The organism is Mesorhizobium sp. M1A.F.Ca.IN.022.07.1.1 (assembly GCF_003997575.1).
Lineage (GTDB): Bacteria > Pseudomonadota > Alphaproteobacteria > Rhizobiales > Rhizobiaceae > Mesorhizobium.
In genome coordinates, this window is record NZ_RZST01000007.1 from 1 (window position 1) to 17,326 (window position 17,326).

Sequence of the window (17,326 nt, forward strand, 5' to 3'; positions counted from 1 at the left end):
AATGACCCTTTCGATGGTCGCCGGCTCGGCTCTCGCCGCTGGCGAAACCGGCACGTCGGCGCTGGATGACCCAGCCAAGATGCAGCCCTTCTACACCGACTCCAGCATGAAAACGATGGTCAGCAAGGACGCCTTCGTGAAGGCGTGGAAGGCAATGTCGCCGGAGGACCAGACCGCGATGATGACGGCTTGTGAGGACGAGGCCAAGAACGCCAATGCAGCCAACAGCCATCCGGAGTTCTGCAGCAGCGTCAAGGAGAACGGCGGCAGCAAGTAACCAATCAGTGCAGCTACCGACAAAACGGCCCCGTTGTGGGGCCGTTTTTGCGATCCCAGACGAAGGACCGTGACGCACTTTTCCCGAGATTGATCAGGCAACCAGATCGCTGCGGTCCGCCGGTTCGAAGCCGTCATTGAAATTCGCCGCGAGCCAGGCGATCGCGCTGGCGACATCGGCGATGGCGAAACGCGCCGCGGTCTCGCCCTGCGGTCTCACGCGGATCGAGATCCCGCCCGCGGCATTGACGGTCTCAAAACCGTTTTCGTCGGACGTGTCGTCGCCGAGGAATACCGGACGCCGTCCGGTGAAAGGTTCAAGCTGCATGAAGCGCCGGATTGCGGCGCCCTTGGCCGCCTCCAGCGGCATCAGTTCGACACCGGCATTGCCGGCAATTACGCGGTAGCCTTTCGGCAGCCGGGCAAGTGCTGTCTCGACCAGTTCCGTCGCGCGGGCCAGCAATTGCGGCGCCGCCCGCGTGTGGATGGCGAGCACCGGCCCCTTGCGCTCGACATAGACGGCCTTGCTTGCCAGCTCCAGCTCGATTTCGTCGGCAAGTGCAGCCATATCCGCCGGCTCGTCGGCGGCCTCGATTTGCCCGTCCGGTGTCAGCCTGTGCTCCAACCCGTAGAGGCCGGCGATCCGCAGCTTCAAAGGCTCGAACAGCCGGTCGACGGCCGCGATAGAGCGGCCGGTGATGAAGGCGAGCGCTCCATCCAGCCGGCGCTCGACCGTTTGCAGCAGCGAACGCAACTCCGCGCTGACCGCGACGCTATCTGGATGGGCGGCGTGCTCGAGCAAGGTGCCATCGATATCGAGGAAGAGCGCCCACCGGCCTTCGGGAAGCGGTGGTGTCAAATCTGCCTGGATGTTCATCGGAATCCGACTGCCTGTTTGCGTTCGAAGATAGAGACGACATTGTCGCCGTTGGTGTTTGCCGAGCGGTCGGACAAGGCCGTGACGCGGTCGAGCTCGCCGCGCTTCCTCAATCGCGCCGCGTCGAGCAGCATGCTGCCGGCCCAGCGATAGACATTGTTGTCGCGTACGATCTCGCGCATGCGCCGCATGCGCTCGCGCTGCTCGTCGGGCCCCATGACCAGCGCCTGCCGCATGGCTTCGCTCATCATCGCCGCGTCGTAAGGATTGACGATCAGCGCCTCGAGCAGTTCGCGCGAGGCGCCGGCAAACGTGCTGAGCAGGAGCACGCCCTCTTCGTCATCGCGCGCGGCAACGAACTCCTTGGCCACGAGGTTCATGCCGTCATGCAGGCTGGTGACGAGGCAGATGTCGGCCGCGCGGTAGATCTTGTAGACGTCCTTCTGCGAGTGATGCTCGGCCACGAGCACGACTGGACGATAGCTGCCGTTGCCATAGCGCTCGTTGAGTCCCTCGGCGAGCCGCTGGCATTCCTCATGCAGGTGCTTGTAGGCCGGCAATGTGCCCCGGCTCGGTGCGGCGACCTGGAGGAACACCGCCTTGCCGACCATTTCAGGGTAGCGGATGAACAGTTCCTCCAGCGCATGGAAGCGGTCGAGAATGCCCTTGGTGTAGTCGAGGCGCTCGACACCGACGCACAGCTTGGCGTCGGCTGGAATTCCGAACCGCTCGCGGATTTGCGCGCGGCATTCCTCGACCGGCGGCAGGCTCTTCAGGAGTTGCACAGGCCATTCGATAGAGATCGGGTAGGCGTGGACCAAAGTCGTCTGGCCGCCATAGGACACCGCGGCATCCGCCCGTTCGATCCGGCTCTCCATGAAACGGTCGACGCTCTCGGTGAAGTTGTTGGCATGGAACTGGGTGTGGAAGCCGATGATCGAGCTGCCCAGCAGCCCATCCAGAATGCGCTCGCGCCACGGACAGATGCTGAACACTTCCGAATTCGGCCACGGGATGTGCCAGAAGGTGATGACAATCGCCTCGGGCAGGCGCTCGCGGATCATGCGCGGCAGCAGCGCGAAATGATAATCCTGGACCAGCACGATCGGCCTCTCGTTGCGCGCCTCGGCAACCACCGTTTCGGCGAATTTCCGGTTGACGGCCTCGTAGGCCGCCCAGTCCGACTCGCGGAAGATCGGTCGGGTAAAGGCTATATGGCAGAGCGGCCAAAGCCCTTCATTGGCGAAGCCGAGATAATAGCCCTGATATTCCTCATCGGTCAGCCAGACCCGGCGCAGGGCATAAGATGGATTTTCGGGCGGCACCTGTACCCGGTCGTGGCGGTCGACGACCTGACGATCCGCGCTTCCGCCGCCATAGGCGATCCAGGTGCCGGCGCAGGCGCGCGTGATCGGCTCCAGTGCCGAGACCAGTCCGCTCGCCGGCACGACGAGCTCGACATCGCCGTTCTCGTCCTCATTGTGGATGTAGGGCTCGCGGTTGGAGACGACGATGACGTGTGCGTCCGGCAGATCCTCGGCAAGGATCTTGCGCAGCGTCTCCGGTGACCAGGTGACGAGGGCGGCGTCGACCGACTGCCCGTTCTTCTCGAATTCGCGCAACACCTTGCGTGCGGCTTCCGATGCGACGTCCTCGCCCGCACCGGGCGTGTTCACAGCCGTTGCATGCTGGTGACGGTGCCTGGTTATTGAGACGAAGATCGCGAGAGCGCTGAGTCCGAGACTAGCTAGGATAAGGACCCACAAGAGGTCGACGCCATACTGTGCCATTGATGCCAGGTTGCCTCCGGCTGTTCGCTATTTTGTTTTCGTTCTTGCCGGCTGCGGAGAGGTGTGCCGGTTCCGGTTTGCAAACGCATAGGGCGCTCGTCGGTTCCGACATTTTTCGACTGCCGGATGCATTTGCGGAACTCCGCTCTCGTAACGGTTTTCCGTCCGGAATTGCGCAATCGACCCGTCTAAGTCCGCACAATCAGCGGCACCAGGCCCTCATGCCGATCGGCGAGGAAGGCAACGACGCGGTCCCCGACACGCTGGAAGGTGAGGTCGATAGTCTTATTGCCGACGGACAGATGCCGGAGCGTGAGCGTGTCGATACCGATAGGCATCCGTGGGCGGGTGACGCGCAACTCGCCTTTCCAACCGTCGATTTCCAGACCGAGGCAGGCCTGCATCAGCATGAAGGTGGAGCCTGCCGACCAGGCCTGCGGCAGACAGGCGACAGGATAGGCGATCGGCGCCTCGCCTGGCGCCCGGGTGAAGCCGCAGAACAATTCCGGCAGCCGCATGTTGAAGTGCACGGCCGACTCGAACGTGCCGCTCATCAGCCGCACGACACTTTCGCGCTCTCCATAGCGCGAGAGGCCGACACCGCAGAGCGCCGTGTCGTGCGGCCAGATCGAGCCGTTATGGTAGGACATTGGGTTGAAGAAGATCGCGTCGTCCGCAAGCGTCCTCAGTCCCCAGCCGGAATGGAAGGAAGCCGACAGCAATTGATCGGCGACAATCTTGGCGCGCTCCGGCTGCGGCAGCCCGGCATAAAGCAGATGCCCCGCATTTGACGTTCGCACCTTGCAGGGCTGGCCTTCGCCGTCGATCGCGATGGCGTAGAAGTTCAGATCCTCGATCCAGAAGTCACGCTCGACGGCGATCCGCATTTCCTCGGCGCGGTTCTCCCAATGTTCGGCATCGGCAAACTCGCCGCGGCGGCGTGCGAGCGCGGCAAGGCCGCGATAAGCGGCAAAGACATAGCCTTGCACTTCGACCAGCGCGATCGGTCCCTTGGGCATGCGGCCATCGGCATGGAAGACCGAGTCGACGCTGTCTTTCCAGCCCTGGTTGGCGAGGCCGGACTCCGCCGCGCGTTGGTATGTGACGAAACCCGTTGCCCGGCTTGCCTCTTCCGTCCACTCGGCCGCCGCCTTGAGCGATGGCCAGAGCGTGTCGATGAAGGCCATGTCGCCGGTGCGGTCGGCATAGGCGCAGGCGAGATGAATGTAGAGCGGGGTCGTGTCGACGCCGCCATAATAGCGGCCGAAGGGAAGCTCGCGCAGCGCCGCCATTTCGCCCTTGCGCGTCTCGTGCATGATCTTGCCTGGCTGGGAATCGATGAAGGGCGACGTCTCCGTCGCCTGATGTTCGGCAAGGAACGCCAGCACGCCGCGCGCGAGACCCGGATTGAGCCACAGCATCTGCAAGCCGGAGATCACGCCGTCGCGGCCGAAGGCCGTGGAGAACCACGGGATGCCGGCATAAGGATAAGGCCCGGTAGGAAGCTCGGTGGTAAGCAACGCGACATCCGCGCGGGCGCGTTCGACCCAATCGTTGAAGACGCGACCGGAGCTGTGGACCGTGGCGCCATGCCGACGCTTGGCGCGCATGGCAAAACGCGCGCGTGCGGCAGCGGCCCGGAACCGGTCGCGATTCGGCGTTTCGGCAACTTCCGGGCCCACCTCGACATAAAGCACCTTGCTGCTGCGCTTGGTCACCGCGATGAGGAAGTCGGCACGATTGTCGCTCAGTTGGTCGGGAGCTTGCGAGAAGGAGATTACCGACTGGCGCGGCAGGCCGTCGAGACCGTCATAGCCGAGCATAACGGACGCCTTGTCGGTCTTCGCCAGATGGACCGTTCCGCGTTTCGGCCGTGTCGAGCCGCGCACCTCGAACATGTCGCGGAAGTCGGCGGCGAAATGCAAGGAGATGGCGATGGTCGAATGCTCGCGGCTGTAGTTGGAAAGCGTGATGCGATCGAATAGCCTGTCCTGCCAGATCAGCCTGACGCGCTCGATATGGATCGCGCCTTGCGGAATGTCGCGGCCGGCGGCGCTCTGTATCGGCAAGTTGGTGAGGTTGCTGGTGAAGAGAACATTGTCCTGGCTGAGCGAGGCGCCGAGCAGCGACATCGGCCTGCCGCCGATCGTCAGGCGGAACTCGGAAAGAACGCGCGTGTCGTCGCGAAAGAAACCGTCGCCGGCGCCCCTGATGTCACCATAGGCGTCGGTGACCGCGAAACAATCGCCCTGTTTGAGCGCGAACAGCCGGTGCGGCTCCCGCGGCGCCGTTTCGTCGAGCGAGGCAAGGGCTACGGCGGGATCGAGCTTGCGCTCGTCGAGCTGCGTCATTCGTCACCTCTTCGCTTGCCCCGCCCCAAGAGAATGCCGATCAGGAGGCTCTCGCCTCCTGGATGCCGATCAGGCGCATATAGGCGGCAAGATAGTCGCGCGCCATCCTGGTGGCTGAAAACCGCTTTTCGAAGACCACTCTCACCTGACGTCGGTCCAGTCCGAGCAGGACCGGCATCGCAGCGACCGCATCATCGACAGAGTCCACGACAAAGCCGGTCACGCCCTGGTCGATGAGCTCCGGCAGGGCGCCGCAGTTCCAGGCGATTACCGGCGTGCCGCAAGCCATCGCCTCGATCGGCGCCAGGCCGAACGGCTCCGGCCAGTCTATGGGAAACAGCAGGCCCGCGGCATTGCCGAGAAACTCGGCCTTCTCGTGTTCCGCGATCTCGCCGACATAGTCGACCCGGTCGCCGTCGACGAACGCCTCGATCTCGTCGTGAAAATAGGCGCGATCGTCATCGCCGATCTTGGCCGCCAGCTTAAGCTTCAAACCGGAACTTCGCGCGATCTCGATCGCTCGATCCGGGCGCTTGTCGCGAGACAGCCGGCCCAGGAAAGCCAAATAGGGTTCCTCGGCCGAGGGATTGTAGGTGGGCTGATACGCATCGACCGGAATGCCGTGATGGATCGTCGCCAGCCAGTTGGCGTCGGGCAATCCGCGCTTCTGGCTGTGCGAGATGGAGATCATCGGAAAGCGCGGGAAGCGCTTGTAGGCCGGCGCCAGGTCGACATAGTCGAGCCGGCCATGCGGGGTCGTCACCGTTCGCCCCGCCATGTGTTCGAAGAATGGAAAATGCACGAAATGGCTGAGATGGAAGTGGATGACGTCGAACTCGTCCGCCCGCTCGCGCACCTGGCAAAGCATCGCCATATGCGCCGCAATCTCGGACTTTTTCGGCCGCGGATCAAGACGGATCGCCTGGTCGCGACCGGGCACCAGCCGCGCCGAGGTCTCACTGTCGCCGCTGGCGAACAGGGTCACTTCGTGCCCGACTTCCACCAGCGCTTCGGTGAGATAGGACACGATCCGCTCGGTGCCGCCATATAGTTTCGGCGGCACGGATTCGTAGAGCGGCGCGACATGAGCGATGCGCATGGTTCCCTCAAATGGTTGATGGGAACCAAAATGCGTAAGCCGCCAGATCGTTCCTGCCCGATTGTCGCAGGCGAGGCCTCGAGCTTCGGCCAATCAACTCATCCAGTTGCCGCCGTCCACATTGAGCGTCTGCGCCACGACGTAGTCGGCCTCGCTCGATGCCAGGAAGACGGCCGCACCCCGGTGATCGTCGGGATCGCCCATGCGCCCCGCCGGCACCGCCAGCCCGACCTGCCGCTTCTTCTCGCCGATCGGCAGGTTCTCGTAGCGCGCGAACAGGGCGTCGACCTGGTCCCACATCGGCGTGTCGACCACACCAGGCGCGATGCCGTTGACGTTGATGCCGTGCTTGATCAGCGCAAGGCCGGCCGATTGCGTGATGCTGATTACGGCGGCCTTGGTGGCGCAGTAGACGGCGACCAGCGCCTCGCCGCGCCGACCCGCCTGCGAGGCCATGTTGATGATCTTCCCCTTGCGCCCCTGGGCGACCATACGCTTGGCCACCGCCTGCAGCGTGAACAACAGCCCTTTCACATTGACCGAGAATTGCAGGTCGAAGCTTTTCTCCGAAATCTCGAGAAGCGGCCCCATGTCGAAGACGGCGGCATTGTTGACCAGGATGTCGATCCCGCCATGCGTCCTCGTCACCGAAGCGACCATCGCCTCGATCGAGGCGAGGTCGCGCACGTCGAGTTGCAGAGCGGTAGCTTTGCCTTCGAGCTCGCGCGCAAGCGCTTCCGCCTTGTCGAGTGCCATATCGGCGATCACGACATTGGCGCCTTCGGCGGCGAAACCGCGCACGATGGCTGCGCCGATGCCTTGCGCGCCGCCAGTGACGACGGCGACCTTGTCCTTGAGTTTCATCGCAATTCTCCTGTCTCAGCGCCCTAAGCTCAGCGCCATCTCAGCGTGTGGTATAGCCGCCGTCGATGACCAGCACCTCGCCGGTCACGTAGCTTGAGGCGGGAGAGCACAGGAAAAGTGCGGCCGCCGCAACTTCTTCCGGCTGGCCGACGCGGCCCATCGGCGTCATGCCGCGCCAGATCGGGAACCATTCCGGATTCTCGATGCCGCCGCGCGAAAGGTCCGTTTCGATATAGCCGGGCGCGACGGCGTTGACGCGGATGTTATCGGCCGCCACCTCGCTGGCGAGGCTCTTGGTCATCATGTGCACCGCCGCCTTGGAACTGTTATAGGCAACCTGGTTCTGGGGAATGTTGGAGACGATGCCGGAAATCGAGCCGACATTGAGGATCGCGCCGCCTCCCTGGCGCCGCATCGGCGCCAGCGCCGCCCGGCAGCAGCGGAAGACGGCATCGACATTGATCGCCATCGTCTGCCGCCAGATGTCCTCCGGATAGTCGCCGCTGTCGCCATGGATGGCGATGCCGGCGCTGTTGACCAGAATGTCGAGGCGGCCGGCCTTGGCGAGCGTGTCGGCGACCAGCCTGTCCGGCGCTTTCTCGTCCAGCATCTCGGCGGCGTGAAAGTCGAAGGCGAGGCCCGCGAGTTCCTGCCGCGCATCATCCTTCATCGTCCGGCCCGCAACGACGACGCGTGCGCCGGCTTCGCCGAGCGCCTTCGCGATGGCGAGGCCGATGCCGCGCGTGCCGCCGGTCACCAGCGCGACCCTGTCGTCCAGTCGGAAGCGGTCGAGGATCATGGCGGCGGTTCCGTTCTGCGAGGGCCGGTCGGCGAGCCGCTCAGATGTCCACGCTCTGCGGCAGGATGACGAGGTCGCGAATGGTGATGTTGCGCGGTCGCGTCAGCATGAACAGCACGGCGTCCGCCACTTCCTTCGCCTCCATCAGGCTGCCGGCGGCGAGCGCTTCTTCCATCTTGGCCTTTGGCCAGTCGCTGAGCAGCGCCGTCACCACCGGACCGGGAGCGACTGCACCGACGCGAATGCCGTGCTTCAGCACCTGGCGCCGAACCGTATGGACGAATGCCTGCACGGCGAATTTCGAGGCGGTGTAGATCGGCTCCCAGACCACGGGAACGAAGCCGGCCACCGAACTGGTGACGATGATATCGCCCTTCTTCCGCTCGATCATATGCGGCAGCACGGCGTGCACCGTGCGGAACACGGCGTTGACGTTGAGGTTGAGCATCCTATCCCACTGGTCGGGATCGCCCGACGCTACCTCCCCGCCGACATAGGCGCCGGCATTGGCATGGAAGATGTCGAGCTGGCCCGCCTTTTCGAGGATCTCGGGCACCATGCGGTTGACGCTCGCCGGATCGAGCAGGTCGGTGACGACGGCATAAGCATTGTCGCCGAGCTCCGCGACAAGTTCCTGAAGCCGGTCCTCGGCCCGGTCGACCAGGACGACCTTCGCGCCGGCTGCGAGCATGGTGCGGGCGCATTCCAACCCGATGCCCGAGGCAGCGCCAGTGATTGCGGCAACCTTGCCGGAAAGACTTTCAGACATTGCGATCCTCTTCGATAGGCCTCAGGCGCGGCCGTGTGAAACACGCGAGCGGCGGGCGAGAGAATCGACGATGACCGCGATCGCCAGCACGCAGCCGGTGATCATGTACCGGAGCGAGGATGACAGATCGAGCAGCGTCAGGCCGCTTGCGATGGATTGGATGACGATGATGCCAAGCAGCGCCGAATAGGCGCTGCCGCGGCCGCCGAACAGGCTGGTGCCGCCGATGACGGCCGCCGCGATGGCGTTGAGATTGACGTCGCCGGTGCCGGCCTGCTGGCTGGCGGTTGCCAGGCGTGCTGCCGAGAGCAGGCCGCCCGTCGCCGCCAGCGTGGCGCAGAGCGCGAAGGCGCTGGCGTAGATCAGCCGGACATTGATGCCGGCGCGACGCGCCGCTTCGCGGTTGCCGCCGACAGCGGTCATCGAGCGGCCCCATTGGGTGCGCTTCAGCGCATAGTTCATCGCCACGACCAGGCCGACGAACAACGCGAACATCCAGGGCACGCCGCGCGACAGGTTGAGGTAGTAAGCCACCAGTTCGAGCGCGACCGTGATCGCGACCGCCTGGAGCAGCAGCCCGCCCAGCGAACGCGATGACAGGCCGGCGGCCTGGCGGCGTTGCGCCTTGCGATAGCCGAGAGCCAGGGCAAGCACGCCGGGCACGACGGCCAAAGTGTGCGACACCCAGTGTGGCATCACCAGAAGCTGGCCGAAATTCACCAGCGGCGAATCGTAAGGCAGGTTGATCGAGCCCGTCGGGCCGAGGATGTAGAGCTGCAATCCCAGGAAGGCGAGCAGGCCCGAAAGCGTCGAGACGAAGCTTGGCATGCCGAGCCTGTTGAGCAGCAGCGCGTAGACGCAGCCGGTCACGAACCCGACCGCCATCGCCGCCAGCATGGCAAGCGCGACCGGCCAGCCCCACTGCACCCACAGCACGCCGAGCAGCGCGGAGGCCAGGCCGCTGACGGACCCGACGGACAGGTCGATCTCGCCCACCATTAGCACGCAGACGATGCCGAGCGAGATGATGCCGACCGTCGAGCAGTCGAACAAAAGATTGACCAGATTGTTCGGCGACAGGAATACCGGGTTGAGCGTCTGGAAGATCGTGCAGATCAAAACCAGCCCGACCACCACGGGCAGCGAGCCGAGATCGCCGGAGCGGACGCGGTCGAGGAAGCCCCTGATGGCGCCCTTGGCGCCGCTGCGATCCTTCAGCCGTTCGTCGCTGCGATCGAGCAGCGCGCCGGGATTGCGGTCGGACGCCGTGGTCATGGCTGTTCTCCTTGCGCTTTCTCGGCCGTGCGCCTGCCGCGCCGCGAGACCGCATTGTCGTCGGCGCCGGTGATCGCCGTGACCAGCTCCTGATTGGAGGCGCCGGGCAGGAAGATGCCGTTGTTGCGGCCGAGCCTCAGCACCACGATGCGGTCGGCCACGGCGCGCACGTCCTCCATGTTGTGGCTGATCATGACGACGCCCAGCCCGCGATCCCGCACGCGCTCAATGAGATTCAGCACTTCAGCGGTCTGCGCGACGCCGAGTGCGGCGGTGGGCTCGTCGAGGAGGATCACGCGCGGCTCCATCAGCAGCGAGCGGGCGATCGCCACCGTCTGCCGCTGCCCGCCCGACAGCGACGCCACCGGCTCGCGCACGCTGGGAATCCGTGCCGAGAGCTCGTTGAGCAGTGTCCAGGCGCGGACCTCCATCGAGACCTCGTCGAGGCGAAGCGGATGAAGCTCGCGGCCGAGAAAGATGTTGGCCACGACGTCGAGGTTTTCGCAGAGCGCGAGATCCTGGAAGACGGTGGCGATGCCGAGCTTCAGCGCCGCGGCGGGATTGGCAAGCGTCACCGGCTGGCCGTCGAAAGTGATCGAGCCCGAGCTCGGCATATGCGCGCCGGCCAGGATTTTCACCAGCGTCGACTTGCCGGCGCCGTTGTCGCCAACCAGGGCTACGATTTCCCCGGCATTGATGTCGAGATCGACGTCGGTGAGAGCCGACACCGCGCCGAAATTCTTCGAGATGCCGCGCAGGCTAAGCACCGGCGGACGGCTCGTCGTGGGCGGTGCGTCGGGTATTGCCATTGCGTGTCTCTTCCCGCGTTTTGGTCGATCTGTCCGGCCGCCAGGAGGGAGCGGCCGGACACACCCGGCTCTCAGCCCTGACGGGCCAGCCGAGCATATCGCAGGCGACGCGGCTGCGCCGCATCGCTGTTGGAGACGATACGGCTCCGCCGCCTCGCTCCTCGAAGACGATGCACCCTTGGGCCGCATCGCTTCTGGCAGACGATGCGGCTTCAGCCGCATCGCTCCTTATTGAATGCCGAGCTTCTTGCAGCCTTCGGCGTAGCGGTCGGTGCAGAGCTGGGCTGCGGTCTGGATCTTCTTGTCGATGATTTCGGCCTTCAAATTCTCCTGCGTCACCACCGCCGGCACGAAGAGTTGCGAGGGCGTATCGTACAGCGTTGTCTCGGCTTTCGGAGTCTCGCCCTTGAGAAGCTGCACAGCAACGTTTGCCGCCGCCGCGGCGACGATTTCGCTCGGCTTGGAGATAGTGTTGTACTGGTCGCCGGCAATGATGAGCTGCAAGGCGGCGATCGTCGCGTCGTTGCCCGTCACCGGCGGCACCGGATCGACGCCGGCTGCCTTGAAGGCGGCAATGGCGCCGCCGCCCGTGCCGTCGTTGGCGGCGACCACGCCGACGATCTTGTTGCCGAAGCGCGAGATCTGTCCCGCCGCCCATTGCTGGGCATTCGATGGCGCCCAGTTCGGCGTGTCAAACTCGGCGAGCGTCTTGTAGCTGCCGGTCTTGAGACCCTCATGGATGCCGTCCTTGATCAGGCCCGCCGCGGCGTCGGTCGGCGAGCCGTTGATCTGCAGCACGCCGACATCGCCGTCGCTCGACACGCCCTTGGCTTTGAGATGCTCGACCAGCGAGGCGGCGATCGCCTTGCCGATGGCCTTGTTGTCGAACGATACATAGAAATCGGCCTTGGCCGTGGGGATCGGACGGTCATAGGCGATCACCTTGACGCCCTGAGCCTGCGCATTGTGCACCAGCGAGGCCGCCGCCGCCGAATCGACCGGGTCGAGCACGACAACCTTCGCGCCCTGGGTGATGACGGAGTTGAACTGCTGCTGCTGCTTGGTGACGTCGGCGTCGGCATTGAGATAGAGCACCTTGCAGCTGTCGCAAAGCTTCTTCATTTCAGCGACGAAGCCCGGATGATCATGCTCTTCGTAACGCGTCGAGCCCTGGTCGGGCATCAGGAACGCGACCGTGGAGCCGGCGATATCCTGCGCATTGGCAAAAGTCGCCCCAAGAGCGAGGCTCGAGACGGCCATCGCGGCTGCTGTCAATCTGGACACGTATCTGGACATAAGGTCTTCTCCAATTCCCATTGTGTGATCTAAACGGACTTCGACATCGAGCCGCGGATGCTGCTCGCGCACCCCATCGGAAGTCCAGTGAACTCGTGCAGCAGCCTCACGGCTTCCTCCCGCTGGCATGACACGAGGAAATACTCGTCCATCGCTGGTTCGCTTGCGCGACCCACCGCTTCGTCCTGGTTCTTGTCTAAGGCTTGTTTCTCCTCCCGAACTCCTTTCTATGCGGCGCGCGCGGCCGCGAAATTATCCGCAACCAATCTCCTGAACTGCGAGGGCGGCATGCCCTTCTCGGCCAGGAACTGGCGATTGAAGTTCGACAGATTGTTGAAGCCGACCTCGAAGCAGATGTCCGAGATCTGCGCCTCTTCGTCGCTCATCAGGATCTGGCAGGCGAGATTGATGCGCAGCCGCTTGATGTACTGCAGCAGCGACATGCCGGTATGCTTGCGAAACGAGCGCGAGAAGGCGCTCGGCGTCTGTCCCGCGATTGCCGCCAGATCGCCTTCGTTGAATTGCTGGGTCAGGTTCTCGCGGATATAGGCGAGCGCCTGGTTCATGCCCGCAGACATGTATCCGGACGGGTCCGGCAGATAGTTCTCGCTGGCGAGCACGCGCGGCGTAGTTTCGCGGCTCAGCGCCTCCATGATCGACATGAACAGGCTGATCCTGTGAACGCCGTAAGCATGAGTGATCTCCGCCAGCAACGGCATGACCGCCCTGCTCACACTGGCGCTGAACAGGACGCCGCGCCGCGCGAGCTCGAGCAGTGGCGAGACCGCGCCAAGCTCGGGAAAAGTGACGATCGCGCCGCCGATGAATTCCTCGCTGAACTGGACCAGCCTGCAGCGCAGCGGAACTGACTGACCTTCCGGAACCTCGCTGATCCAGTTGTGCGGCAGGTTCGGACCGGTGAGAACGAGGTTGCCGACCTCGAACTCGCCGATGAAGTCGCCGACGAAATAGCGGCCCTTGGTCGCGACGATCTGGTGCAGTTCGTATTCCGGATGAAAATGCCAGCGCACCGTATGGTAGGGATAGCCATGCCACCTCACCGCGAACGACTCGCCAGGCCTTATCTGTATGACTTCCAGATCGGGTCCCATCGATTCCTCCCGCAGGCTGTGCCAGCCTTCGAACCGCGGCCGTTTCTTCCGGCTCATCTAGGGTCAGGATAGCGGCGGCCAAGGATGTGCGCCACCTCGCCACGCCGCGCCGACTGATACGTTTTTGACCTTTTTGGCCCAGCGAAAAACCTGCCTTCGAAAATTAGAAGCTTCGAATATCGGCGACTGGCCGGCGGCGTTTGGGCGAGGGAAAGTCGCCGCGGACCACGCTACCGCATTGCACAATTCCGGCCGGGCTGCACAATAGGGCGCATGTCCGCTGGTTCGTTGACCATCCTTGTTATCGACGAGAACCGCATCCGCGCCTCGATCATTGAGGCCGGATTGCGGGACGCCGGCCATCGCCATGTCACCGTTGTTCATGACGTGGCCGGCATTGCCAAGCGCATCGCCGAGATCGAGCCGGATGTCATCGTCATCGATCTCGAAAACCCCAACCGCGACATGCTGGAGAACATGTTCCAGCTTTCGCGAGCAGTGAAACGGCCGATCGCTATGTTCGTCGACCGCTCCGACCGGGCCTCGATCGAGGCGGCGGTCGAAGCCGGCGTGTCCGCCTATGTGGTCGACGGGCTGAAGAAGGAGCGCATCAAGCCGATTCTTGACATGACGATCAGCCGCTTCAACGCCTTCTCGCGCATGGCGCGCGAACTGGAGGAGGCGCGCAGCGAGCTCGAGAACCGCAAGGTCGTCGATCGCGCCAAAGGCATATTGATGAAGTCGCGCGGCTTGAGCGAGGAGGCCGCTTACGCGCTTCTTCGCAAGACCGCCATGAACCAGAACCGCAAGATCGCCGACATCGCCCAGAGCCTGGTGACGGCGGCGGGATTGCTGGGCCCGCTGGAGGGCGAATGAGCAAGACTGCCGCGCACCAGATCACCGCCGGCTTCATGCCGCTCTTCGACAGCGCCGTCCTCGTAGCAGCCGGCGAGATGGGCTTTGCCACCCGCGAAGGCATCGAGCTCAAGCTGCATCGCGAGACCTCGTGGGCCAACATCCGAGACCGCATCGCCATCGGCCATTTCGACGTGGCACATATGCTGGGGCCGATGCCGCTCGCCTGCAGCCTCGGCCTCACGCCGCTTGCCTCGGAGACCATAGTGCCCTTCTCGCTCGGGCTTGGCGGCAACTGCGTCACCGTCTCCAGTGCGGTGTGGCAAGGCATGTCGGCGCACGGGGCCGCGCCCGATCTCGATCCGGCGCGCGCCGGGACGGCGCTTGGCGCTCTGATCCGCGAGCGGGCGGCCGCCGGCCGCGAGCCTTTGCGTTTCGCCGTCGTCCATCCGCATTCCGGGCATAATTACGAGCTGCGCTACTGGCTCGCCGCCTGCAGCATCGATCCCGACCGCGATGTCGAGATCGTCATCGTGCCGCCGCCCTTCATGGCCGATGCGCTCTCCGCCGGCCGCATCGACGGCTATTGCGTCGGAGAGCCCTGGAACAGTGCCGCCGTCGCCGCCCGCACCGGCCGCATCGTCACCGTCAAGGCGCTGCTGTGGCGCAACAGCCCGGAAAAGGTGATCGGCGCGCGCAGAAGCTGGGCCGAGGAAAACCCCGACGCGCTGGCGGCGCTGCTGAGAGCGCTGCATCACTCCGCGCGCTGGTGCCAGGATCCGGTGAACCGCGACGCGCTGGCCGCGCTGATGGCCAAGCCTGCGTTCCTCGGGCAGCCGGAGGCGATCCAGATGCCGGCACTCACCGGGCGACTTCAGCTCGGCGGCGGCCCGGAGCGCAGCGTCGAGGCTTTCTTCCTGCCCTTCGACAAGGCGGCGAACTTTCCCTGGAAGAGCCATGCGCTCTGGTTCTACACGCAGATGGTGCGCTGGGGACAATTGCCGCATACACCGCAAAACCTAGCGATCGCCCGCGACTGCTACCGGCCCGATCTCTACCGCTCGGCGCTGAAGCCGCTCGGCGTGGCCCTGCCCGGCGCCAACGCCAAAGTGGAAGGCGCGCTGAAGACCGCGACGCCGGTCGGCTCGGCCGGGGCGAGCCTTGTGCTCGGCCCGGACGGATTCTTCGACGGCCAGATCTTCGATCCCGATCGGATCGATGCCTACATCGCGGCCCAGAATCGCGACTGATCATTTGCGCGCCATTCTTGTGCATTGCGCAAAATTTGTGCGCCCTGCCCGCTCCGTTGATCAACGTTTGACCGTGTCTCGGCTCGGCCGGGCCGGCGCCTGAAGCGCCTACCGCTTTGATTCTCCTGGAAATCCGTCTTCCACGCAAACTGGCACGCTTCGTGCTTTAAGATAATCGCGCCCCTCGCGGGCAATAGAACAGGCGTCCAATGGCGGGCGCCACAGGCAAAGCTGCCGCTCAGGTCGACGCGTGTCCCGGATGTACGGACGCGACAGGCCTGGTCGGCAGCTTTTTTGTTTTGGACCGAAACGCAATCGAAGGCGCCGATCCCAGGAGGCGCCGGACGGAGACGACGATGACGAAACGGATCGGAACTGGCGCTTCCCTAAAGGATTTCACCCGCCGCGATTTCCTGGCGAGCAGCATCCTGACGGCGGTGGGGTTCGCCGCCGCGCTTCTGCTGTTTCCCACCAATCACGACAGAGAGGCCAAGGGTCCGCAAGTCACCGCGCAGGTCCCAGCCTCGGCGCGCTGACCGATGCCGAGCCTTTGATCAACACAACACGCGGTGCCTCCCACGCCGCAAACGGAGCCGACCATGACCGCAAACCTCCAAGCCGCGCCCAGCCAGGACAGTAGCTCCCGGCAGGCGCTCGTCATCTCCACCATCGCCTTCACCGTCTGCTTCGCGGTGTGGACGATCTTCTCCATCATCGGCGTGCGCATAAAGCAGGAGCTCGGCTTGAACGAGACCGAGTTCGGACTGCTGGTCGGCACGCCGATCCTCACCGGCTCGCTCGTGCGCATGGTGCTCGGCGTCTGGACCGACCGCTACGGCGGCCGGCTGGTCTACACCATGACCATGCTCGCGGCGGCGGTCGCGACCTTCCTGCTCGCCTTTGCGCACACCTATGAGCAGATGCTGGTCGCGGCGCTCGGCGTCGGGCTTGCCGGCGGCTCCTTCGCGGTCGGCGTCGCCTATGTTTCGCGCTTCTTCCCCGCGCGCAAACAAGGCACGGCTCTCGGCATCTTCGGCGTTGGCAATGTCGGCGCCGCGGTCACCAAGTTCCTGGCGCCGCTCGTACTGATTGCCTGGGGCTGGCAGTCGGTCGCGCTGATCTGGGCCGCAGCGCTGGTTGTCATGGCCGGCGTGTTCTGGTTCATGACCAGCGACGATCCGGTCATCCGCGAGCGCCGTGCCGGTAAGGCAGTACCGGCGAGAAGCTTCTGGCAGGAATTCGCGCCGCTGAAGAACCTGCAGGTCTGGCGCTTCGCCTTCTACTACTTCTTCTCCTTCGGTGCGTTCGTGGCGCTCTCGCTCTGGCTGCCGCGCTATCTGATCGGCGTCTATGGCTTCGGCATCGCCACCGCCGGCATGATCGGCGCCGCCTATTCGATCCCCGCAAGCATTTTCCGCGCTTATGGCGGCGTGCTTTCCGACCGCATCGGCGCCCGTACCGTGCTCTATTGGACCTTCGCCGTATCTGCCGTCGCGACCCTCGTTCTGTCTCTCCCCTCGGCAGATTACGTCGTGCGCGGTATCAGCGGGCCGATCCCGTTCCATGTCGAGATCGGCCCGCTCGCCTTCATCGCCGTCGCCTGCGTGCTCGGCTTCTTCATGAGCCTCGGCAAGGCCGCCGTCTACAAGCACATCCCCGTCTACTACCCGCAGAGCGTCGGCGCGGTCGGCGGGGTGGTGGGCATGATCGGCGGCCTCGGCGGCTTCATCCTGCCGATCGCCTTCGGCGCGCTGAACGACCTCACCGGCGTCTGGTCGAGCTGCTTCATGCTGCTCTTCGTCATCGTGGTCTCGTGCCTTCTCTGGATGCACGCCACCATCCGCCGGATGGAGCGCGCGGCCGCCGTAAAGCCCGCGCCCCTCACCTACGCCGCCGAATAGATC

General features: G+C 64.5%; 16 protein-coding genes. 5 read left to right on the forward strand and 11 right to left on the reverse strand.

The annotated features are described in order from the left end of the window. Nucleotide 1 precedes the first annotated feature (1 nt). Entirely contained in the window at nt 2–277 is a 276-nt protein-coding gene (locus EOA75_RS02300; RefSeq protein WP_127323519.1) for a hypothetical protein, read from the forward strand. Nucleotides 278–370: 93 nt separating this feature from the next. Here EOA75_RS02300 and otsB read toward each other — a convergent pair whose 3' ends face one another. From otsB to EOA75_RS02355, 11 genes are all read right to left on the reverse strand, one after another. Beyond that, the gene (gene otsB, locus EOA75_RS02305; protein WP_127323520.1) at nt 371–1,153 is read right to left on the reverse strand and encodes a trehalose-phosphatase; all 783 of its coding nucleotides are present in this window, start codon (nt 1,151–1,153) and stop codon (nt 371–373) included. Further along, nucleotides 1,150–2,943 (reverse strand): trehalose-6-phosphate synthase, encoded by a 1,794-nt coding sequence (locus tag EOA75_RS02310; RefSeq protein WP_127323521.1) that lies wholly within the window; start codon nt 2,941–2,943, stop codon nt 1,150–1,152. The genes otsB and EOA75_RS02310 overlap by 4 nt, the downstream gene beginning before the upstream one ends. Nucleotides 2,944–3,131: 188 nt before the next feature. After that, nucleotides 3,132–5,294: an amylo-alpha-1,6-glucosidase gene (locus EOA75_RS02315; protein WP_127323522.1), complete on the reverse strand. Its 2,163-nt coding sequence runs from the start codon at nt 5,292–5,294 to the stop codon at nt 3,132–3,134. A gap of 40 nt (nt 5,295–5,334) precedes the next feature. Further along, the gene (locus EOA75_RS02320; protein ID WP_127323523.1) at nt 5,335–6,393 is read right to left on the reverse strand and encodes a glycosyltransferase family 4 protein; all 1,059 of its coding nucleotides are present in this window, start codon (nt 6,391–6,393) and stop codon (nt 5,335–5,337) included. A gap of 93 nt (nt 6,394–6,486) precedes the next feature. After that, nucleotides 6,487–7,257 (reverse strand): L-iditol 2-dehydrogenase, encoded by a 771-nt coding sequence (locus EOA75_RS02325; protein WP_127323524.1) that lies wholly within the window; start codon nt 7,255–7,257, stop codon nt 6,487–6,489. A 40-nt stretch (nt 7,258–7,297) separates the two neighbouring features. Further along, the gene (locus EOA75_RS02330) at nt 7,298–8,056 is read right to left on the reverse strand and encodes a glucose 1-dehydrogenase (RefSeq protein ID WP_095802296.1); all 759 of its coding nucleotides are present in this window, start codon (nt 8,054–8,056) and stop codon (nt 7,298–7,300) included. Between the two features lie 40 nt (nt 8,057–8,096). Beyond that, on the reverse strand, nt 8,097–8,825 hold the full coding sequence (locus tag EOA75_RS02335) for an SDR family oxidoreductase (protein WP_127323525.1): 729 nt from the start codon (nt 8,823–8,825) through the stop codon (nt 8,097–8,099). Between the two features lie 21 nt (nt 8,826–8,846). Next, nucleotides 8,847–10,100, reverse strand: a complete 1,254-nt coding sequence (locus tag EOA75_RS02340) for an ABC transporter permease (protein ID WP_066992162.1) — start codon at nt 10,098–10,100, stop codon at nt 8,847–8,849. Beyond that, a complete protein-coding gene (locus tag EOA75_RS02345; RefSeq protein ID WP_066992159.1) occupies nt 10,097–10,909 on the reverse strand; it encodes an ATP-binding cassette domain-containing protein in 813 nt (270 codons plus the stop codon). The genes EOA75_RS02340 and EOA75_RS02345 overlap by 4 nt, the downstream gene beginning before the upstream one ends. Before the next feature lie 228 nt (nt 10,910–11,137). Next, a complete protein-coding gene (locus EOA75_RS02350; protein WP_066992156.1) occupies nt 11,138–12,205 on the reverse strand; it encodes a sugar ABC transporter substrate-binding protein in 1,068 nt (355 codons plus the stop codon). Nucleotides 12,206–12,432: 227 nt separating this feature from the next. Continuing rightward, nucleotides 12,433–13,317, reverse strand: coding sequence for an AraC family transcriptional regulator (locus EOA75_RS02355; protein WP_095829463.1), 885 nt, complete (start codon nt 13,315–13,317; stop codon nt 12,433–12,435). Between the two features lie 273 nt (nt 13,318–13,590). On the opposite strand from EOA75_RS02355, the gene EOA75_RS02360 reads away from it, so the two are divergent. The 4 genes from EOA75_RS02360 (at nt 13,591) to EOA75_RS02375 (ending at nt 17,323) form a co-directional block, all read left to right on the forward strand. Then, nucleotides 13,591–14,193: an ANTAR domain-containing response regulator gene (locus EOA75_RS02360; protein WP_066992153.1), complete on the forward strand. Its 603-nt coding sequence runs from the start codon at nt 13,591–13,593 to the stop codon at nt 14,191–14,193. Beyond that, nucleotides 14,190–15,422, forward strand: coding sequence for a CmpA/NrtA family ABC transporter substrate-binding protein (locus tag EOA75_RS02365; RefSeq protein ID WP_127323526.1), 1,233 nt, complete (start codon nt 14,190–14,192; stop codon nt 15,420–15,422). Before EOA75_RS02360 ends, EOA75_RS02365 begins: the two co-directional genes overlap by 4 nt. 356 nt (nt 15,423–15,778) lie before the next feature. Then, nucleotides 15,779–15,958, forward strand: a complete 180-nt coding sequence (locus EOA75_RS02370) for a hypothetical protein (protein WP_095802340.1) — start codon at nt 15,779–15,781, stop codon at nt 15,956–15,958. Nucleotides 15,959–16,021: 63 nt separating this feature from the next. Continuing rightward, the gene (locus EOA75_RS02375; RefSeq protein ID WP_095829417.1) at nt 16,022–17,323 is read left to right on the forward strand and encodes a nitrate/nitrite transporter; all 1,302 of its coding nucleotides are present in this window, start codon (nt 16,022–16,024) and stop codon (nt 17,321–17,323) included. Nucleotides 17,324–17,326 lie beyond the last annotated feature (3 nt).